Consider the following 21032-nt stretch of genomic DNA (forward strand, 5'->3'; position numbering starts at 1 on the left):
GTAGTGGAACCGCCGCTTCCGCGGAAGCGGTCGGCGAAGACTTTGCAGATCAGCTTCTCATAGGCATGTGGTAGGTTTTTCAGGTTCGTATTTGAGTTATCTGTTGGTGGTAGCGTAGATTTCGATGTCGTTTCCGACCACGCGGTAGGTGAATTTGTAGGTGAGTTGCAGCACGGACATGATGTGGTAGATGCCGTCGCCGACGCGGAATTCGCCCGAGAAGCGCTCACCGCTGAGCGACGGGTCCATGAAGCGCACCTCGACGTTGTAGTAGCGCTTGAGTTCGGCGACGATCTCCGAGAGGGTGTTGCGGTCGAACGACAGGCGGCCGTCGATCCAGTTGATCGACCGCTCGGCCGAGGGGTCGTCCATGAGCCGCATGGCCTTGGTGTGGGTGTCGAACAAGAGTTGCTGGGAGGGACGCAGACGCACCGACGACGACTGGTCGCCCGTGGCGTAGGCCATCACCGAACCCTCGAGCAGCACGGTCGACACCGTGTGTTCGTTGTCGAGGTTGCGGATGTTGAACCGGGTGCCCAGAACTTTGATGTCCAGCCCCTCGGTCGTTACGACAAAGGGTGCGCGGGGGTCGTGCTCGACCTCGAAATAGGCCTCGCCGTCCATCTTCACGCGCCTCTCGCGCGAAAAGAGCGGGGCGGCATACTCCACGCGGCTCGACGAATTGAGCCACACTTTCGTGCCGTCGGGCAGCACCACCTGCGAGCGTTCGCCCAGCTGGGTGAAGACCACCACGGGCCGCATCAGCCGCTTGGCCACCGACGAGGTCGCCAAACCCGCGGTCAGCAGCACGGCGATGACGGCGGCAGCGGCCGCGATGCGCCACGCCAGGCGGCGCATGCCGCGGCGGCGTCCGGCGTGCATCCGGTTCTTCATGCGGCGCAGCGAAGCCTCGACGTCGATGTGTTCCGAGTCGTGGATCCGGTCGCAAACATATAATAGGTAGTATACCTCGCCGAGCCGCTTGCGGTTCTCCTCCGAGGCGTCGTACCAAGCCTCCACCTCGGCGCTTCCGGCCGCATCCAGCTCGCCCTTGAGGTAGGCGATCATCTTCTCTTCGTTCATCTTTCTGTTTGCGTATCTACATAGCAATACAATCCGCGCGGGCGAAATACTAAATGGAAAAACATTTTTTTTCGGAAATTTTACGAAAAATCGGTCCAGAGGAGCAGCGCAACCAGCGGCCAATACTCTTTGAGCTCGCGGCGCAAGAGGCGCACGGTCTGCCCGATGCGGTAGTTGACCGTCTGTGGCGAGACGCCGAGCGCAGCGGCAATCTCCTTGTGGGTCATGCCCTCGAGGCGGTGCATGCGGAAAGTCTCCCGAAACTCGGGCGGCATCTTCTCCAGCGCCTCGGTCAGCCGCTGGATGAGTTCGTTCTCGAAATAGAAATCCGGATCGTCGAACTCTTTCTCGTAGCGCTCGGCCAGCTGCCGGATCACGCGGCTACGGAACGAGGCGGTCGAGACGCTGTTGAGCGATTTGTTCTTGACGATGGTAAAGAGCAGCGACTTGAGCGACATTTCGGGCAGCAGCGCCGTGCGGTTCTCCCACACCCACATGAGCGTATCCTGCACCACCTCTTCGGCCCGGGCCCGGGTCACCAGGCGTGCAGCATAGGTGCAGAGCGGCTTGTAGTAGCGGCGGAAGAGCGCATCGAAGCACTGCTCATCGCCCGCACGGAGCAGTCCGACCACGATCCGGTTGTCCTGTATGTTGATAGTTTGGGTCCTTTCTGCCATTGCTCTCTTCCGCCCCGTCAGCGCACCGGGACTTAACAAAAGTACAATTTTATCTCATATTTGCAAAAAAGAGATGCATTCTTTCGGGCCCGTTACCCTCCCCACAGTAATTTTTAATTCTTAATTTTCAATTCTTAATTCATAATCGTATCTTTGCCCCGCAGGTCCGCTCTGTCGCTGCCGGCCGCGCGCCGGGAGAGGAAAGTCCGGGCAACACAGAGCGCCGCGCAAGCTAACGACTTGATACCCGTGAGGGTATGGCAGCGTAACAGAAAAGAACCGCCCGCAGGGGACGCTTCGTGCATTCCGGCGGGTAAGGGTGAAAAGGCGGGGTAAGAGCCCACCGCGGAGGCAGCGATGCCGCCCGGCAGTACGCACCCGCGGGTTGCAAGACCGTGTATACCGGCAAACAAGGGTTGCTCGCCCGATGCCGGGGGGTAGGTTGCTTCAGACGGCAGGAGACTGCCGCCGTAGATAAATGACAGAGGCCCGGGCCCCGGCCCGGGTACAGAACCCGGCTTACAGGACCTGCACGTACGGGACGCCGCTCCGAAAGGTGCGGCGTTTCTTTGTTTTTTACGTGTCGGCACGGGAGTTCTTTTCGGCACGCCGCATGGCACTTTTTTTGCCGTCCACTCCTCCGATGGCAACTCTTCGGGAAAACATACGCGGCTCGAACGGCTACAAGTGGTGGATACTGGGCCTCATCATGCTCGGCACGTTCATGGCGGTGCTCGACGTGACGGTGGTCAACGTCGGCCTGCCGGCGATCATGTCGTCGTTCCGGATCGGCATTTCGACCGCCGAGTGGGTCGTCACGGCCTACATGATTACCATGACCATTATGCTCCCCTCGGCGGGCTGGTTCGCCGACCGCTTGGGCAACAAACGCATCTACATCCTCGGTCTGGCGCTCTTCACGCTCGGCTCGTGGTTGTGCGGCCGCGCCACGAGCGACCTGTTCCTGATCGCCTCGCGCGCCGTGCAGGGTTTCGGCAGCGGCATCATCCAGGCCCTCGGCCTGGCCATCGTCACCCGCGAATTCCGCCCCGAACAGCGGGGTCTCGCACTGGGACTCTGGGGCATGGCGGCCGCCGCGTCGATCTCGTTCGGCCCCTTGCTGGGCGGCTATCTGGTCGACGCATACAGCTGGCACAAAATCTTCGACGTCAACGTTCCGGTGGGCCTCGTGGCCATTCTGCTCTCGGTCTTCATCCAGAAAGAGTGGAAGACCGCCGTCAAGCACCCTTTCGACTGGAAAGGCTTTGCGGCCATCGTCCTCTTCATGCCTCTCTTGATCTACGCTCTGGCGCGCGGCAACTCCCCGATGAACCACCTCGGATGGCGCGCGCCCGAGGTGATCGTGTGCTTCGTCGTCGGCATTGCGGCCCTCGCGTTCTTCGTCTTCACGGAGCTGCGCAACCCGGCGCCGCTCTTGCAGCTGCGGCTGTTAGGCGAGCGCAACTTCGGCATTTCGATGGCCATTCTGACCCTCTTTTCGATCGGCATGCTGGGAGGCACCTACCTGCTGCCGCTCTACATGCAGCGCGGGCTGGGCTACACGGCGCTGATGGCCGGCAGCGTCTTCCTGCCCGTGGGCCTGATCCAGGGCGTGCTCTCGGCATTCTCGGGTTTCCTGACCCGCTATGTCAAGCCGCTGATCCCCGTGGCGGCTGGCGTGCTGCTGCTGGCATGGAGTTTCTGGATGGCCAGCCGCTTCACGCTCCACACCACGCACCACCATATTCTCTTCGTGCTCTATGTGCGCGGCTTGGGCATGGGACTGGCATTCGCGCCGCTGAGTTACTTCTCGCTGCGCAACCTCACGCAGGGGGAGATGGCCGCAGCGGCCGGCATCTCGAACAGCATCCGCCAGCTGGCCGGCAGCGTCGGCATCGCCGTCCTTACGGCCGTCCTTTCGGCCCGCACGGCGTTCCACGCGGCGCACGAGACGGCCCTTTCGCCCCAAACCTATGTCGAGGGGATCACCGACGCCTTGGGCGTGGTAGTCTGGATCACCCTGGCGGCCCTGCTGCCGTTCCTCTGGCTGCTGCACCGGGCGCGCCGCACACCGCAAAAATAACGCTTCACCGACACGAAAAACGGCAGTGTGTGCGCACACACTGCCGTTTTTTTACTCCAACCCCATCCGCCGACGGGCGAAAGGCATCACCCACGCGGGCGGCTGCCGGCGCGCGAGCAGGTCGCGCATGTGGTCCATGCAGGGTTCGACGTGGTGGAAATAGTGCTTGAGCCCCTCGCAAAGCGTATTCTTGGGTCCTCCGTCCGACCCGCGGTCGAAGCGGTGCTTGGGGCACTCGCCCCGGCAGGCGAAATAGTACTTGCATCCGAGGCACTCGCGGGGCAGCGTATTACGCTTGTCGAGCCCGAACTGCCGCCGCCGGGCCGAGCGGTAGATCTCCGCGAGCGGGGTTTCGCGGATATTGCCCAGTTTGTACTCCGGATAGACGAAATGGTCGCACGAATAGACGTCGCCGTTGTGCTCGACCACCAGTGCGTCGCCGCACGTCTCGCCCATCGAGCAGACCCCCGGTTCGACGCCGCACCACTGCGCCAGCGTGGCGTCGAAGAGCTGTACGAACGTGCGGCCCACATCGGCGACGACCCACTCGTCGAACACGTCGCACAGGAAGCGCCCGTACCCTGCGGCCGTGACGGACCATTCGGCCCGTTGCGCTCCCGGCGTCTCGGGCGAGACGATCAGCGGACGGCGGAACCCCGGCTTCTCGACCACGTGCTCCACGGCGGGCAGGAACTGCATGTAACGGCTGCGGACCTCGTCGCGGAAAAAGCGGTAGACCGCGGCCCCGCGCCCCTCCGAAAGGCGGCTGACCACGCTCAGAGTGTTGAATTCGACCCCGCACTCCCGGAAAAGCTCCACGCTTCGCATCACGCGGCCGAACGTCCTTTCACCCCCTTTCGACAAGCGAAACGCATCGTGCAGCTCCTCCGGGCCGTCGAGCGAGAGGCCGACCAGAAAGTTGTTCGCGGCGAAAAGCTCGCACCACGCCTCGTCCACCAGCGTGCCGTTGGTCTGGAGCGTATTCTCGATCCGTTTGCCGGCGGCGTATTTCCGTTGGAGGTCCATCGCCCGCCGGTAAAACTCCACCCCGAGCAGCAGCGGCTCGCCGCCGTGCCAGCAGAACTGCACGACCGGGACCTCATTGGCTTCGATGTATTGCTTGATATAGAGTTCCAGCAGCTGGTCGCTCATCACCGCCTGGCGGCCGCCGTACTGCACGGCCTTGTCCAGGTAGTAGCAGTAGCGGCAATCGAGGTTGCACGACGAGCCGGCGGGTTTGAGCATGGTCGAGAAAGCGGCCGGACCCGCCTGTTTCTCCGCATCGCGGAAAGTGAATATATCTTTTTTCTTCATTTCGGTCTGCTATGGTTGCAACCGGGAACGTTCCCGGCGAATATTCGTGCAAATATAACGAAATTTAGCGCCGAAACGTCTATCTTTAGCCATCCGAACCGACGCATGAGAGCCAAACGACCCATCACGACGCTGGCGGCCCTGACCGTCTTCTGGGCGGCCGCTGCACAGACCGGGGTCGCCCGGTTCCGCATCGCCGACCGCACGAGCCGCGAAGGCGTGGTGGGGGCCGTGGTCCGCATCGAACGGGACACCTCGCACCCAACGCAGCCGCTTCTGGCCGCCACCGGCCCCGGCGGAGCGTTCGCAACGCCCCGCCTGCCCTACGGCCGCTACCGGCTTCTGGTCACCTCGCTCGGGTACGACTCCCTGGCGCATGGCTTCCGCATCGCCTCCCCCGCGACGGGCCCCGACACGCTGCTGCTCGCACCCCGCGCCGAGGCCATCGACCGGGTGGTGGTCGCCGCCCGGGCCCTGCGCTCCTCGGTGCAGGGCGACACGCTCAGCTACCGCGCCGCGGCCTACAAGGTGGCGTTCGGGTCGGATGCCGCCTCGCTCCTGGAGAAGATGCCGGGCATGGAGGTCACCGAGGGCGGCGTCGAGGCGCAGGGCCGCACCGTGCAGCGCATCTACGTGGACGGACGCGAGTTCTTCGGCAACGACGTCCTGTCGGCCATCCGCAACATCCCCTCGGATATGATCGAAAGCATCGACATCTACCAGGCGCAGAGCGACGAGTCGGAGTTCACGGGCGTGGACAACGGCGAGGGCCTCACCTCGCTCAACATCCGGACGCTGCCCGACAAGCGGCGCGGCGCTTTCGGACGCCTCTACGCCGCATGGGGCGTCGCGGACAAATACATCGGCGGCGGCAACGTCAATCTTTTCAACGAGGAGCGCCGCATCACGGTCGTGGGCCTGGCGAACAATGTCAGCCGTCAGAATTTCTCGTTCGAGGACATCCTCGGAACCGCCGAAAGCCCCGGCGGAAAACCCAGGAACGACCGCTTTGCGGTCCGCCCCCTGCCCGGCATCTCCTCCGTCGAGGCCGTGGGACTGAATTACAGCGACGACTGGGGCGACAAAGCCAAAGCCACGGCCAGCTATTTCTTCAACCGCACCGACAACCGCAACCTGTCGCTCTCCGACAAGCAGACTTTCACCGCAACCGAGCGGATGGTCCTCACCTCCGACCGGAACCGCACCGCGACCCGCAACCTCAACCACCGCTTCTCGTCGCGCATCGACTACCGGATCGACAACCGCCACTCGCTGCTGCTGCGCACGGCGCTGAGCGTGCAGGACAACACGCTGCGGGGCGAGAATTTCAGCCGCACCGACAACCGCCACGCCGACGACGACGTGCGATTCGTCAACCGCCGTCGCATTTTCACCCGCAACGACAACGCCGGCTACACCCTCTCGGGCAGCCTCATCTACCGCTACCGCCTCGGAAGCAAACGGGCGCAGACCCTTACGTTCGGCTTCGGGGGCGGGGTCCGCCGAAACGACCAGCAGAGCCGTCCCCGGCACTACACTTTCCGCAACGAGCACGAGAACCCGACCGGCGACACGACCTCGTACGACAGCCGCAGCCTCTCGCGCTCCGACCGCGACCAGCCGGGATACGACACCTACGGCAGTATGAATTACAGCCTGTCGCTGAGCAAGCGCTCGCGCCTGAGCATCGAATACCGCTGTTCCTATGCCCATACGCTTCTCGAACGCAGCACCTATCTCTTCGACGACGCGGCCGGAGCTTTCCCCGACCAGCGCGACCAGAGGCAGTCGACCGCATACGACTACGCCTACCTCACCCACCGCGCAGGATCGACCTACCAGTTCCGGCTGCGCAAAACCCGGATCGCGGCATCGCTCTACTACCAGCACGCGACTTTCGGCAGCGACTACGCGTTCCCCTACCGGCAGCACACCGGCGCCGCATTCGACAACCTCACCTACAACGTTGTGGCCAACATCGCCGTCGACCGGAACAACACCCTGAAATTCACGGCCAACGCCCGCACGGCCAACCCCCGCGCCACCGACCTGCAATCCATCGTCAACACCACCAACCGCCAGCACGTCTTCGCGGGCAACCCGTCGCTCGACCCCGTTTACACCCATCGCATCTCGGGACAGTACATCCGCGCAGTCCCCTCGAAAGGGAGGACTTTCACCCTCTGGGCCGAAATTTCCCTCAGCCCCAACACCATCACCGACTCGCTGGTGATCGATTCGCCCGACTTTCCGATCGACGACCGGGGCACCCCGCTCGGTGCGGGCAACCAGTTTACCAAACCGGTCAACCTCGGAGGGCTGCGCATCCTGAAAGCCACCGTCAGCTACGGGCTTCCGGTGCGGTGGCTCGCCTCGAACCTCAACCTGAGGGCCGATTTCTCGTCGGGACGCATTCCGAGCATCATCAACGGAGTGCGGAGCAACCTCCGAAACGACGCTTTCGGCGGCAGCCTGACGCTCGGAAGCAACCTCTCGGAAAACGTCGATTTCCGCCTCGCCTACACGGGCCGCTACAACCGGAGCACGAGCGCCTCGCGGCAGCGGACCCTCGACAACTCCTTTTTCAGCCAGCAGGTCCGCTTCGACGCAACCGTCTCGCTGTGGCGCCGGATCGTCCTGCGCGCCCATGCCGGCTACAACTCCTACCGGGGCATCACCGACCCTTTCCGCGAAGAGCGGTTGATCTGCAACGCACTGGCCGGCGTCAAGCTCTTCCGCAACCGCCTGGCGGAGCTGAGCGTCGGCGTTAACGACATCCTGGACCGGAACCGCACCACATTCCGCCGCACGGTAACGGGTACCACGCTGCGGAACACGACCGACAGCGCCGTCGGCCGCTACGTGCAGGTACAGTTTACCTACAACCTGCGCCACTACCGCCGCCAGCGCAACGCCTCGATCGAGCGGCTCGGGAATACCGAATCGCCGTAAAATCTCCGGTGTGTGCGCACACACTGCCGATTCGGGCCTCCGTAGACACCCGTCCGAAAGCCCCGCGCTCCTGCACAAGGTTACAATCCGTAACCGGCACAGCGGAAAAAAAGTGTAAGTATATAATACTTACACAGGCTGCGGAAAGTGAAAAAAATGTGCAGAAAAGTCGCTCTCGATGCACAAATTAATAAAATAAATAACTACCTTGCCCCCGTTTAACCCGAACTGCCATGTCGCTCACGGAGATCGAAAAGCTTTTCAACGATCATTTCCACTGCGCCGTCTACACGGCTCAGACGGTCGTGTCGTCGAAAGAGGTCGCGGAGGACATCGTGCAGAACGTCTTTATCAAACTGCTCGACATCGATACCGGAGAGGTCAAATTTCCCGTCAGTTTCCTCTACACCTGTGTCCGCAACGCCGCCCTGGACTACTCGCGCACCCACGCCTATTCGCTGCGCGCGATGAGCAATTTCAAGTTCACCCGCGAACTGAGCCGGCGCGAGGACGAGAGTTTCGACTACCTCCCGGCCGAGGAGGCCGAACAGCTGGTGCGCGTCAGGCAGCTCTTCCACGCCGTCGAGCAGCTCCCGCCCCGCACCCGCGAGGTGGTCAAGCAGGTCTATTTCCACGACCGCTCCTACCAGGAGACCGCCGACATGCTGGGAGTCTCGCTCTCGACCGTCAAGTCGCACATGTACCAGTCGTTCCGGCTGCTTCGGGAGCGCCTGGCGGGGCTCTACGCCGGCCGGAAGCGAAAAAAAGCGGCCCGCTTCTGATTTTTTTCCATTTTTCACTAAGGATTTTCCTCAACCCGTCCGTCTATATTCCGTAAACGGAATCGATCGGTGCATCCCGACGGCCCGTCCGTCGGGGCGATCCGTCCGCAAGCACCACTTGTTTTTCAAGAAAAATGTTGGACGACAACGAACTCTACTCTCTGTTATCGGCTTGCAGGCAAGGCACGCTCGATCCGTCGGGCCGGCTCAAGTTGGAGCTCTGGGCGGACCAGGCGCCCGAGAACCGCGTGCTGCTGGACCTCGTCACGGGGGATTCGGAGGCGGCCGGGCAGTTGAAAACACTCTACTCCTACGACGAGCGCCGTGTCTGGCAGAACGTCCGCCGCGAGGCGGCCCGCCGCCGTCGCAGGCGTGTTTTCCGGGCAGTGATCCGCACGGGCGCAGCCGCCGCGCTGCTGCTGGGCATGGTCTGGAGCGCCGACCGCATCTACGAGCGTTACCAGCAGCGCGACGCATTGGTTTCGGTGATCGAACCGGGCCATACGAAAGCCGTGCTGGAGCTCTCTTCGGGCATGAAAGTCGCCCTGACGGATCGCGCCGAGCAGCGCATCACCGAGGCCGACAAGACCCAGATCGTCGTCAACCCCCAATCCGCAACATTCACGCAGACCGCAGAGCCGGAAAAAGCCGCGGAACCGCTCATCAACCGGATCATCGTGCCCAAGGGCGGCGAATACCACCTGGAGCTCTCGGACGGCACGAAAGTGTGGCTCAACTCCGAATCCGAGATCGCATTCCCCACGCAGTTTACCGGCGGCACGCGCACGGTGGAGTTGCAGGGCGAAGCCTATTTCGAGGTCGAAGCCGATGCCGCGCATCCGTTCGTGGTCCGGACCGACCTGCTCTCGGTACACGTCGTCGGGACCTCGTTCAACCTGATGACCTACCGCGACGATCCGGCCGTCGAAACCACCCTGATAACCGGTTCGCTCAAGGTCGTCCGCGACCAGGCCGAGACCCTGCTCGAACCGGGCATGCAGGCGCGGCTGGACAAGGCCACCAATACGCTCACCACGCGGGAGGTCTACGCCGAGAGCTATGCCGCCTGGGCCCGGCAGATGTTCGTATTCTTCAACGAACCCATCTCGTCGATCTGCCGCAAGCTGGCCCGCTGGTACGACGTCGAAATCGACGCCTCGGCGCCCGAACTGGACCGGATGCTCTACTCGGGCATGATCCGGCGCGCCGAAGCGTTCAACAAGATCGCCGAGCTCCTCTCGGCCACCGACGAGCTGATCTTCCGCGAGCGGGACGGACGGATCGTCGTAGAGAAGAAAAAACAGTAAGGTCTGGTAATATACGTTTAATTTAAAGTTAGTTGGTTATGGGTAAATTTCTACAATCGCTGCGTCCGCCATTCGGCAAGGGACTACGGACCGCTGCCGTGGCGCTGACGCTCTCCCTTTTTGCATCCGCGCCGGGGGCCTTTGCATCCCCACACCCCGAAACACAACAGACCCGGGGGGGGGAATCGGAATCTCCGAAAATCTCGATCTCGGTGAAAAACGCCACCCTGGAGGAGGTGCTGATGCTGCTCAAACAGAAATCGGGTTACTACTTTCTGTACAACAGCAACGCCGTCAGAAAGATTTCGGGCATCACGCTCCGCACGTCGAACGCCAGTGTGGAGTCGATCCTGAACACCTGTCTTCAGCCCACCCCGTTCGAATACACCATCAAGGACGGCACCATCGTCATCAAGGCCAAGGCGGGGCAGGAGAAATTCGTCGAACAGGCCGATGAGGAGGCCTCGCGCAAACGGCTCCTCCTGGGGCAGGTCCTCTCCAAGCAGACCAAGCAGCCGCTGGCAGGCGTAACGGTCTACGTCAAGGGCGGCCGCCACGGCAACGTGACCGACTCGGAGGGCAAGTACATTCTGGAGTTCGAGCCGCTGCCCGCACCCCAGAAGACCACCATCGTCTTCAGCTTCGTGGGCATGGAACCCCAGGAAGTCGCCTATACGGGACAGACCCGCATCAACGTTTCGCTCAACGAATCGGCCAACGAGGTGGAAAACGTCGTGGTGACCGGCTACGCCAACATCCGCAAGGAGAGCTTCACCGGAAACACCGTCTCGATCTCCAAGGAGGAGTTGCAGAAGGTCTCGAAGACCAATGTGATGAAGGCCATCCAGACGTTCGACCCCTCGTTCCGCATCAAGGAGAACAACAACTGGGGTTCGGACCCCAACGCCCTGCCCGAGGTCTACATCCGCGGCGAATCGGGTATCGGAACCAAGGAGATGGACCGCGACCAGTTCAGCAAGGCCAACCTCAAGGACAACCCCAACCTGCCGATCTTTATCCTGGACGGGTTCCAGATCACGGCCCAGAAGCTCTACGACATGGACCCCAACCGGATCGAGAACGTCACGATCCTCAAGGATGCCGCCGCCACGGCGCTCTACGGTTCGCGCGCGGCCAACGGCGTGGTGGTCATCACGTCGGTGGCTCCGAAGCCGGGGAGATTCAACATCTCGTACAGCATGGTCGGCGACGTGGTAACGCCCGACTTGAGCGACTACAACCTCACCAACGCAGCCGAGAAACTCGAGGTGGAGCGGCTGGCGGGGTTCTACGACCCTGCGAAGGCCGGACAATATCAGACCTCCGACCGAGACGAAATGGAACTGCTCCAGGAGTACAATGCCAAGCTGGCCAATGTCAAGCGGGGCGTGGACACTTACTGGCTGAGCAAACCGCTGCGCACGGCTTTCAACCACAAACACAGTATCTATATCGACGGCGGCAGCGACGCCCTGCGTTTCGGCGTGGATTTCCAGTATGCCAATCAGGACGGCGTGATGAAAGGTTCGAAGCGCGACCGGATCGGAGCGGGATTTTACCTGCAATACACCTACAAGAATGTCTCGATCAAGAACTACGCGTCGTTCCAGCAGACAGATTCCGAAGAATCTCCCTACGGTTCCTTTTCCGACTACACGAAGGCTCTGCCCTACAACGAATTCCGCGACGGAGAAGGTAAATACCTCGAAACCCTGGAAGGTTGGCGCTTGTCCCGAAATCCGGCAAATCCACTTTACGAAGCCGGACTGAGCAATTTCGACAAATCCCGTTCACAGGAATTTATCGACAACCTGTCGGTTAACTGGAATATCACGCCCTACCTGCTGGTCAAGGCGCAGTTGAGTCTGACGAAGATTTTTGACGACTCGGATGTATTTTACGATCCGCTATCGAAAAAAAATGAGGCAATCCTGAACGCCTCCAATGCATCGTCGGGAACGCTCCGCACCGGTCGCGGAAACAGCCTGAGATACGATATGAATGCCTACATCTCCTACAACCGCAGTTTCGACAAGCACAACCTCAACATCCAGGGAGGCGTGAACATACTCGACAACTCGTCGAAGACGACAAACGCCACCTATTTGGGCTTCCCGTCGGGATCGCTCAGTTCGATCAACTACGCGCAACGGCTCGACGGCAAGCCGACCGTGAGCGAGAGCACCACACGCTCGATCGGCTTCCTGGCTGCAGCCAATTACAGCTACCGGGACATCTACCTCTTCGACGTATCGTGCCGCTTGGACGGCAACTCGGCTTTCGGCAAGGACAAACGGTTCGCTCCTTTCTGGTCTGGTGGCGTGGGTTTGAATATCCACAACTATGAATTCATGAAAGACTCGTTCGTCAACTACCTAAAACTGCGGGCTACGTACGGCCAGACCGGTAAGATCAATTTCCCGGCCTACGCAGCCCGCACGACCTATCAGGTACTTGCCGACGAGTGGTACAAGACCGGTTTCGGCGCATCGCTGATCGCTCTGGGCAACCCGAATCTGAAATGGGAAACCACCAATACCCTGGACGTCGGTTTCGAGCTGGGCTTCTGGGATAACCGCGTCTTTACCAAATTCTCCTATTACAACAAGTTGACCAAAGACCTGATCAACGACGTGACGATCCCCAGTTCGACGGGTTTTACGACCTATCGCGACAATATCGGTGAGATCACCAACCGCGGCGTCGAGGTCGACCTTCGCGTATTGGCCGTCCACAGCAAGGACTGGTTCCTTTCGATCAATGCCAACCTGGCGCACAACAAAAACCAGTTGACCAAAATCGCCCATAGTCTGCAGGAGTACAATCGCCGCGTGCAAAATACCCAACAAGCGTTCAAGCCCAACAGCATCAATGATCTCGAATCCTCCAAACCGTTTACGCAGTATGTCGAGGGACAATCCATCAATACCATCTGGGGTATGAAATCGCTGGGCATCGATCCCGCTACGGGCGAAGAGGTCTATCTTACTCGCGACGGCAGAATCACCAACACCTGGACGGCATCCGAACAACAGGCGCTGGGCGTTAAAGACCCGAAAATCCAAGGCTCGTTCGGATTCAATCTCGTCTGGAAGCAATTCAGTCTTTACACTTCGTTCCTTTATGAAGCCGGCGGACAGCGTTACAACCAGACCCTGGCCGATAAGGTTGAGGGCATCAATATTTACTCTTCGAACGTGGACAAGCGCGTGCTGACAGACCGATGGAGCGAACCCGGACAGCATGCCAAGTTCAAAAAACTGGTTCCCAACTCTCTGGCCGCCACGAAAACCCGTCCGACATCTCGATTCGTACAGGATTACAATATGTTGCAGATGAGTGCTCTGACCCTCGGATATGATTTCAAGAAGAGCACCATCGCCCCCCTGAGATTGAGCATGCTGCGACTGGAGCTCGGAGCCACGGACCTCTTCCACCTTTCGTCCGTCGAGCAGGAGCGCGGTTTGAGCTACCCCTATGCCCGCACGTTCACCTTCTCGATCAAGGCTGCATTCTAATTAAATCCTGACAAACATGAAAAAAATCAATATCTTTCTGATCGCCGTCCTCTCGCTGGGCCTCTCTTCCTGTGAGAACTGGCTCGACATACAACCTGCCGACACGACCGTTGAAGAGGACCTGTTCAAAGTCGGAACCGGCTACCGGATCGCTCTGAACGGTGTCTATCGACAGCTCTCATCTACGGCTCTTTATGGTCAGGAACTCACCTGGGGCATGGCCGACGTGTTGGGACAGGTCTACAATACATCCCGACTTTCCAGCCATGCTTATACTGCACTGGGCAATTTCAACTATTCCGACACGCAGAAAGCCAAGGATCTCATTTCTGCTGTTTGGAGTACGGCCTACAACGTCATCGCCAACTGCAACAACATTATCGGCCGCATCGAATCGGAACCGGCTGTCAAGTTCGTCGGCGGCCAGCTCGAACGCGACATGATTCTGGGCGAAGCATTGGCCGTGCGGGCACTGATGCATTTCGAAATGCTCTGCTATTTCGCACCAGCACCCGCAGCCGAACATGCCGGTTACTGGATTCCCTATTACGAAAATTTCCCCTCGACCTCGGCCGATTACCAATCTGTAGAAAAGATTTTGGAACTGGTCATTCGTGACCTCAAACGGGGACAGGAACTGACGCTGGCTTTCGACACGCATCAATACGGCGACGAGCCGAACGTCAAGGACCATACCCTTTGGCTGACGCATCTGCGAAGATTCCGTTCCGAGGCCGACAACAGTTCATATCCGGAAGACATTTTCTACGCCTTTCGCGGATATCGTATGAACTCCCAAGCGATTACAGCCATCCTTGCACGCGTATACGGTTATGCTGGAGAGCACACGTTGGCTGCCGCAGAAGCACAGAAAGTCATCGATATCTCCTCGGTAGGCTACCCCATATTCGACTTTACTCCCAAGACCGATGTCGTTTCCGATTACAAGATGACGGGAGACCTGATTTTTACGCTAAGCAATCCGACTCTTCTGGACGACTATAAAAGCTTCGTCGCTTCGAAAGATATCGGCGATACGAAATGGACGATGTCGAGTAAATATTACAGTCCCGGTATCTTCGACAGCGAGGGAGACTGCCGTAAAACCACTCTGCTCCGCCAGAGCGGTAGAACATTCTTTCCCAAGCGTTATACGAAGCCCGATCAGCAAGGACAATTCACGGAAATTGGGGCCGATATGCTTCCTGTCATCCGTCTTGCAGAAATGTATTACTTGCAAGCCGAGGATTTTGCCGCCAAAAACGATTTCGTCAATGCCATCGACAAACTGGAGGATGTCCGCATGGTGCGCGGTTGCGATCCGGGCAAATTGACAACCATCATCGACAAGGGGAGCTTCGTCAAGGAACTGCTGCTCGAAGTGCAGCGTGAGTTTGCCGAGGAGGGGCGGACTTTCTTCTACCACAAGAAATACAACAGCAAATTCTCCGCGTCCATGAAAGACGAAGCATTCTATCTCCCGCTGCCCGACAACGAGACCATTCATTAACCCGAAAAAAACGAACAACTGCATGGAAAATAATATTATACAACGTTTCTTCCGGTCATCCGTCGTATTATTTGCAGCGGCCGTTCTGATCGGCGGTTGCAACAAATCGGAAGTCGAAACCTTCGAGTCGCAGAACCGAATTTGGTTTACACAAAAAATTTCGATCAAAAACGAATGGATCTATTTAAACGAACAAGAGCATTCTTTCGCGCTCTATCCTGGTAAGAACTCGATCAAAGTGCCTTTTCAGGTAAACCTGATGGGCGACTTGGCCGACTATGACCGGGAATTCAAAGTGGTAGCGGTAGATTCGCTGACCACGGCCGTCGATAGCGAATACGAAGTCAGTTCGTCCGTCCTGCGTGCCGATCAAACGATCGACACGCTCTGGGTCAGGCTGATCAAAAGCGCCCGTCTGGATAACGAGGAGGTAAAATTAACACTCTACATGGCCGAGAATGAAAATTTCGCGCCCGGCTATTCGAATAGTTTGCAGGTAACTGTTTCATTCAGCAACAAGCCCGTACAGCCGGAATGGTGGACCGATGAAATGTCGCAAATCTTTCTGGGACCTTATTCCGAAAAGAAATTCGTCGCATTATTCACTTTCGCAACCACCGAATACGGAATGGAAGATCTGAACGACATCAGCGAAATGGCGCCTTCGGCGTTGCGCAAACTACTTCTCCGGTTCAAGGACTATATTGCAAAGCACGACCTGACAGAAGCCGACGGATCGCCAATCGAAATTCCCATCATGTAAAACGACAAAGACTCACCATGAAAAGAATTCACAAGATGATTGCCCTGCTAACAGCCGCAACGCTGGTTGCCGGTTGCTATGAGGATAAGGGCAACTACGATTATCAAAATATCGGAGAAGTTATCATTACATTCGATAAAGAAGAAGAAAAGGCCGCTTCAAATCTCTATGTCGGCGACCTCCTCGAAATTCATCCGATCATCACTTTTGCAGACGATGCCGGCAGTTCGGAACATCTGACCTATCAATGGGTCATGGTGGATCTAAATACAGGGGAGATGGAAAAGCCCGCGGATTGGCATACCCGGGATCTGAAATGGACGGCCTCCAAACTTATAGAATCAAGTTATCTCTGGCTGATCGTAACCGATACGCAAAGAAATATCGAATACCGGAACAAGTTGTCCTGTAGTGTCTTGAGTCCCTTTGCAGAAGACGGCGTCCTCGTGCTCGGGGAAAAAGACGGAAAAAGTCAATTTTCGTTTATCAAAGCCACCGATTTCGAATATTCCGATTTCGAAGAATATCAGGGTATCTATGCCCAAGAAAATGGCGAAACGCTACCCGACGGACCTTTGTTTATCCATGAACATTTCTGCAACGATTACTCAACCAACGGACAACTGTTTTTGTTCACCCGCAACGGAGCAGTAGACATCGACGGCATGGATTTCAAACGCGACATAACGGCCGAAGAGATTTTCGACGGCGGCAGTTATCCGGTAGACGTGGAATATATGTCCGACGCCATGTTCATGTCGAAAATCGATCTGATAGCCGACCAGGACGGACATGTGTACAGCCGGATGAAAGCGACTGCCAACCTCTTCCATTCGGGTTATTTTCTGAACGACAAACTCTCGCTTGACGGAGAGTCGCTCGCAGGATGCCGCTTTATCATGGCTCCTTTCAACAGTTTTTGCGCTTGCCTGGTACACGACACCGCAAAAAAACGACTCTTCCTGATTACCGATTCCGGCGCCGGTAACGGCCAATGGGACGATCCGGGACTGGCCAACGCCGGACAGCCCATGGCTCTGACCTACACAGCTACACAACTGGAAGAATTGCCGGAGGGATTCGTGCGTGTCGACGATCTGAGTAGCGTCAATGTGCTATGTATTGGATATAACAGGGATTACAGCGGAAGTTCAGAACGCGCATATACAATTATATTCGAACGGGGAGGTGAACTTTTCTGCCAGGAATTCGCCATCGAAAGAACCCATTATTACGCCTCGTTCGCCCTGAAAAATCCAAAAATTCAGAAGATTCAGGGTCTACCCGCTTCGAATCCTTCCTGCATATACGTTCAACCGTACCGAACGAATAACTCTTTTATCTATTTCGCATTCGGCAATAAACTCTGGATTTATGACGCACAATCCAACCTCTCCTATCCGTGGGTGAAACCCTACCGCGCAAATATCGTCGATATGGATGCGGAGAATTACAGAAGCCGGAAATTGGCGCTGGCACTGGATGACGGCAGCGTAATTATTCAGAACGCCGTAACCTGCCATTATGAGAAGAACCAGACCTACCTCTATGATTCGAAACGCGAATTACTGCCACCTCCTCCCGGCGAAGACGAGGAGCCGGGGAAATGGATCGATCGCGATCCGATCGCTCTGGGAACGATCAAGGATATCTGTTTCAAACGTAATACCGGGAACGGTTGGGATGTTAACACCAGATAAAGCGAATCCCGGGCGGCGGAAGAACGCTCTTTGAACACAAAATTTTCGTAACCTGAACTTATCATATGGACAATGTTGTAGTATCGGTGAGGAACCTGTGGCACAAGTACAACGTGCAGTGGGCGATCAAGGATATCAGTTTCGATATCGCCGGTAAGGGTGTCGTGGGGTTGCTCGGCTCGAACGGAGCCGGCAAATCCACCACCATGAACATCATCTGCGGCGTGCTGAACCAGACGCGCGGCGAGGTGGTGATCGGGGGGATCGACCTCCGGGAAAACCCCGTCGAGGCCAAGCGGTTCATCGGATTTCTGCCGCAGAAGCCGCCCCTGTACACCGACCTCACGGTACGCGAGTACCTCACGCACTGCGCCCACCTCAGACTGATGGACCCCGCGCGCATACCTGCCGCCGTCGACCTGGCGCTGGAGAAGTGCGCCATCACCGAGTATGCGAAGCGGCTGATCAAGAACCTCTCGGGCGGCTACCAGCAGCGCGTGGGAATCGCCCAGGCCATCGTACACAACCCCACGTTCGTGGTGATGGACGAACCGACGAACGGCCTGGATCCCAACCAGATCGTCGAAATCCGCAACCTTATCCGCGAGATCGCCGAGTACCATTCGGTGCTGCTTTCGACCCACATCCTCTCGGAGGTGCAGGCCATCTGCCACCAGATCAAGATGATCGAACACGGCGAGCTGGTCTTCTCGGGGACGATGGACGAGTTCGACAACTACATCGAGCCGACCAGTTTCATCGTGGAGTTCGGCACGGCGCCCGACACGGAGACCCTGCGCGGGATCGCCCCCGTGAAGAGCGTCGAACGGCTCGACGACCACCGCGTGCGCATCCGCTTCGGCAAGGACCTCGGCGTTACGCGCGAATACATCCGCCAGAGCGTGCTCCGCGAGTGGGACCTGCGCGAAATTTCGGTCGAGCGCAGCACGCTGGACGAGGTGTTCGCCCAGCTCTCGGGCAAGCGGACCGGCAGTCAAACTCAAATTTAGCCAAACGACACGACATGAATTCCAACAATTCCCTGCGGTCCACGCTCCGCATCGCCCGCATCGAGCTCAACACGCTGTTCTACTCGCCGGTGGCCTGGCTCGTGCTGGTGATCTTCGCTTTCCAGGTCGGCATGACTTTCTCCAACGTCATGGACCAGTACATCCACAACAAGATCATGGATTACGGCATGTACGGCGTGACGGGCGGCCTTTTCACCGGCATGCGCGGCCTCTTTCCCAAGGTTACGAACTACCTCTACCTCTACATCCCGCTGATCTCGATGGGGCTGATGAGCCGCGAATACGCCAGCGGTTCGATCAAGCTGCTCTTCTCGTCGCCCGTCTCGAACCGCGCGATCATCCTGGGCAAGTACCTGGCGATCCTCGTCTACGGGCTGGCCCTGATGGCCGTGTTGGCCCTCTACGTGTTCTACGCCTGGCTGACGGTCGAGCATTTCGACGCCCCGATGGTCTGGACCGGGATGCTGGGCATCTTCCTCTTGCTGTGTACCTATTCGGCCATCGGTCTGTTCATGTCGACCATCACCTCCTACCAGGTGGTGGCCGGCGTGGGGACGCTGGCCGTGCTGGCGGCGCTCAACTACGTGGGCGAGATCGGCCAGGGAACGGCTTTCGTGCGCGACATCACCTACTGGCTCTCGATCTCGGGCCGCGTCTACGAGTTCATCGCAGGCATGATCCCCTCCGAGGCGCTGATCTATTTCGTGGCGCTGATCGTCTTCTTCCTCACGCTGTCCGTCTTCAAGCTCGACACCGACCGCGCCGAGCGCAACCCCCGGCGCACGTGGCTCCGCTACGGCGGGGCCGTCGCGTGCCTCGTCGCCGTGGCGTTCGTCTCGTCGCGCCCCGCCTGCAAGTTCTACCTCGACACCACTTACACGCAGAGCAACACGCTCGCCGACGAGAGCATCGAGGTGATGGAGCGCCTGACGGGTCCGATGACCATCACCACCTACGTGAACCTGCTCGACAAAAACGCTTTCAACGCCATGCCGCGGAGTCTGAAGCGCGATTTCGAGCGGTTCGAGAAATACACCCGCTTCAAGCCCGAAATCCGGATGAAATACGTCTACTACTGGGCCGACTGCGGCAACAACGAGCTGCGCAGCCGCTACCCGAACCGCACGGACGAGGAGCTGGCCGAGCTTGTGTGCAACGCCAACTACATGGATTTCAAGGGGGTGATGAACAAGGAGCAGATCGACCGGATCATCGACCTACGGCCCGAGGGCTACCGCTTCCTGCGCGTGGTCGAGTACGGAGAGGGGCAGCGGGCCGTGCTGCGCATGTTCGAGGACATGAACCGCCACCCGGACGAAGCCGAGATTTCGGCCGCTTTCAAGCGCTTCATCGAGCCCTCGCCGCGCGTGGCGATCGTCTCGGGACACGGCGACCGCACGATGGACAACCCCGGCAGCCGCGGCTACAACCTCTTCAGCCACAACCTCACGTTCCGCAATTCGCTCATCAACCAGGGCTTCACGCCCGAGGAGTTCGACCTCGGTGAGGGGGAGATCCCCTCCGACATCGACATCCTCGTGCTGGCCGACCTGAAAACCCCGCTCTCGGCGGCCGAGCGCGACAGGCTGGACGCCTACCTCGCCCGCGGCGGCAACATGTACCTCTTGTGCGACGTGACGCGCGCCGGGACCATGAACCCCGTCGTCCGGCAGCTGGGCATCGAATTCGGCGACGAGATCCTGGTGGCTCCGGCCAAGGACCAGGACCCGACGCTGCTGCCGGCCGTCATCACCGAGGAGGCTGCACAAATCTACCCGCGTTTCGACAAGCTGCGCAACTACGGCGTCCGCATGGGCCTCACCGGCGCCGTCGAGATCCGCCTCCGGGGCGCCGACTCCCTCTTCCGGGTACTCCCGCTCCTGAAGAGCGACGAGGAAGGGGTGTGGAACGAACGCGAGACGACCGATTTCATCGAGGACAGCGCGGTCTACAACCCCGCGGCGGGCGAGCGGCAGCGCGAATACCTCCTCGGTGCCGCCCTCTCGCGCCGCGTGGGCGACAAGGAGCAGCGCATCGTCGTCCTGGGCGACGCCGACTGCATCAGCAACGACGGCCTCGCCGCCCAATACTGGTTCGGAGCCAGCAACTACACGCTCATCGACGGCGCTTTCCGCTGGATGTCCTACAACCAGTTCCCCATCGACACCACCCACCCGGACTACGTGGACAACGACATATCGCTCGGCAAGCCGGCCCGCAAGTGGAACAAGTGGGGCGCGACCGCCCTCTTTCCGGGCCTGCTGCTGCTTGCCGGAATTCTTCTGATCGTCAAACGTCAACGCGGTTAAGGA

General features: G+C 59.0%; 13 protein-coding genes and 1 other RNA gene. 11 read left to right on the plus strand and 3 right to left on the minus strand.

The annotated features are described in order from the left end of the window. Positions 1–96: 96 nt before the first annotated feature. On the minus strand, positions 97–1083 hold the full coding sequence (locus tag ACMQ11_RS02425) for a FecR family protein (RefSeq protein ID WP_418991071.1): 987 nt from the start codon (positions 1081–1083) through the stop codon (positions 97–99). An 80-nt stretch (positions 1084–1163) separates the two neighbouring features. Continuing rightward, positions 1164–1760: an RNA polymerase sigma-70 factor gene (locus tag ACMQ11_RS02430; RefSeq protein ID WP_418991072.1), complete on the minus strand. Its 597-nt coding sequence runs from the start codon at positions 1758–1760 to the stop codon at positions 1164–1166. A gap of 158 nt (positions 1761–1918) precedes the next feature. Between ACMQ11_RS02430 and rnpB the strand changes: the two genes are divergently transcribed. Then, positions 1919–2298, plus strand: an RNA gene (gene rnpB, locus ACMQ11_RS02435) — RNase P RNA component class A. Positions 2299–2403: 105 nt separating this feature from the next. After that, complete coding sequence (locus ACMQ11_RS02440) at positions 2404–3843, plus strand: DHA2 family efflux MFS transporter permease subunit (RefSeq protein WP_418991073.1); 1440 nt, start codon at positions 2404–2406, stop codon at positions 3841–3843. A 51-nt stretch (positions 3844–3894) separates the two neighbouring features. On the opposite strand, the gene ACMQ11_RS02445 is transcribed toward ACMQ11_RS02440, so the two are convergent. Continuing rightward, complete coding sequence (locus tag ACMQ11_RS02445; RefSeq protein WP_418991074.1) at positions 3895–5157, minus strand: anaerobic sulfatase maturase; 1263 nt, start codon at positions 5155–5157, stop codon at positions 3895–3897. 105 nt (positions 5158–5262) lie between these two features. Here ACMQ11_RS02445 and ACMQ11_RS02450 point away from each other — a divergent pair, with 105 nt between their 5' ends. The 9 genes from ACMQ11_RS02450 (at position 5263) to ACMQ11_RS02490 (ending at position 21029) form a co-directional block, all read left to right on the plus strand. Further along, the gene (locus tag ACMQ11_RS02450; protein ID WP_418991075.1) at positions 5263–8109 is read left to right on the plus strand and encodes an outer membrane beta-barrel protein; all 2847 of its coding nucleotides are present in this window, start codon (positions 5263–5265) and stop codon (positions 8107–8109) included. Positions 8110–8342: 233 nt separating this feature from the next. Next, on the plus strand, positions 8343–8891 hold the full coding sequence (locus tag ACMQ11_RS02455; RefSeq protein WP_418991076.1) for a sigma-70 family RNA polymerase sigma factor: 549 nt from the start codon (positions 8343–8345) through the stop codon (positions 8889–8891). A 134-nt stretch (positions 8892–9025) separates the two neighbouring features. After that, a complete protein-coding gene (locus ACMQ11_RS02460; RefSeq protein ID WP_418991077.1) occupies positions 9026–10198 on the plus strand; it encodes a FecR family protein in 1173 nt (390 codons plus the stop codon). 212 nt (positions 10199–10410) lie between these two features. Continuing rightward, the gene (locus ACMQ11_RS02465; protein WP_418991078.1) at positions 10411–13716 is read left to right on the plus strand and encodes a SusC/RagA family TonB-linked outer membrane protein; all 3306 of its coding nucleotides are present in this window, start codon (positions 10411–10413) and stop codon (positions 13714–13716) included. A gap of 16 nt (positions 13717–13732) precedes the next feature. After that, positions 13733–15226 carry a RagB/SusD family nutrient uptake outer membrane protein gene (locus ACMQ11_RS02470; RefSeq protein ID WP_418991079.1) on the plus strand — a complete coding sequence of 498 codons (1494 nt, stop codon included), beginning with the start codon at positions 13733–13735 and terminating at the stop codon, positions 15224–15226. A gap of 22 nt (positions 15227–15248) precedes the next feature. After that, positions 15249–15989: a DUF4843 domain-containing protein gene (locus ACMQ11_RS02475; RefSeq protein ID WP_418991080.1), complete on the plus strand. Its 741-nt coding sequence runs from the start codon at positions 15249–15251 to the stop codon at positions 15987–15989. A gap of 17 nt (positions 15990–16006) precedes the next feature. Beyond that, positions 16007–17689: a PKD-like family lipoprotein gene (locus ACMQ11_RS02480; protein WP_418991081.1), complete on the plus strand. Its 1683-nt coding sequence runs from the start codon at positions 16007–16009 to the stop codon at positions 17687–17689. 65 nt (positions 17690–17754) lie between these two features. Then, entirely contained in the window at positions 17755–18699 is a 945-nt protein-coding gene (locus ACMQ11_RS02485) for an ABC transporter ATP-binding protein (protein ID WP_418991082.1), read from the plus strand. A 14-nt stretch (positions 18700–18713) separates the two neighbouring features. Then, positions 18714–21029 carry a Gldg family protein gene (locus ACMQ11_RS02490; protein ID WP_418991083.1) on the plus strand — a complete coding sequence of 772 codons (2316 nt, stop codon included), beginning with the start codon at positions 18714–18716 and terminating at the stop codon, positions 21027–21029. Positions 21030–21032: the final 3 nt, after the last annotated feature.

It is taken from the genome of Alistipes sp., from assembly GCF_048465575.1.
Taxonomy (GTDB): domain Bacteria; phylum Bacteroidota; class Bacteroidia; order Bacteroidales; family Rikenellaceae; genus Alistipes.

Excerpts from the sequence above, each read along its gene's own strand:
- ACMQ11_RS02450 (WP_418991075.1), top strand. The coding sequence starts at position 5,263 with ATGAGAGCCAAACGACCCATCACGACGCTGGCGGCCCTGACCGTCTTC.
- ACMQ11_RS02440 (WP_418991073.1), top strand. The coding sequence starts at position 2,404 with ATGGCAACTCTTCGGGAAAACATACGCGGCTCGAACGGCTACAAGTGG.
- ACMQ11_RS02430 (WP_418991072.1), bottom strand. The coding sequence starts at position 1,760 with ATGGCAGAAAGGACCCAAACTATCAACATACAGGACAACCGGATCGTG.
- ACMQ11_RS02445 (WP_418991074.1), bottom strand. The coding sequence starts at position 5,157 with ATGAAGAAAAAAGATATATTCACTTTCCGCGATGCGGAGAAACAGGCG.
- ACMQ11_RS02425 (WP_418991071.1), bottom strand. The coding sequence starts at position 1,083 with ATGAACGAAGAGAAGATGATCGCCTACCTCAAGGGCGAGCTGGATGCG.
- ACMQ11_RS02490 (WP_418991083.1), top strand. The coding sequence starts at position 18,714 with ATGAATTCCAACAATTCCCTGCGGTCCACGCTCCGCATCGCCCGCATC.
- ACMQ11_RS02475 (WP_418991080.1), top strand. The coding sequence starts at position 15,249 with ATGGAAAATAATATTATACAACGTTTCTTCCGGTCATCCGTCGTATTA.
- ACMQ11_RS02470 (WP_418991079.1), top strand. The coding sequence starts at position 13,733 with ATGAAAAAAATCAATATCTTTCTGATCGCCGTCCTCTCGCTGGGCCTC.
- ACMQ11_RS02455 (WP_418991076.1), top strand. The coding sequence starts at position 8,343 with ATGTCGCTCACGGAGATCGAAAAGCTTTTCAACGATCATTTCCACTGC.
- ACMQ11_RS02480 (WP_418991081.1), top strand. The coding sequence starts at position 16,007 with ATGAAAAGAATTCACAAGATGATTGCCCTGCTAACAGCCGCAACGCTG.
- ACMQ11_RS02485 (WP_418991082.1), top strand. The coding sequence starts at position 17,755 with ATGGACAATGTTGTAGTATCGGTGAGGAACCTGTGGCACAAGTACAAC.
- ACMQ11_RS02460 (WP_418991077.1), top strand. The coding sequence starts at position 9,026 with ATGTTGGACGACAACGAACTCTACTCTCTGTTATCGGCTTGCAGGCAA.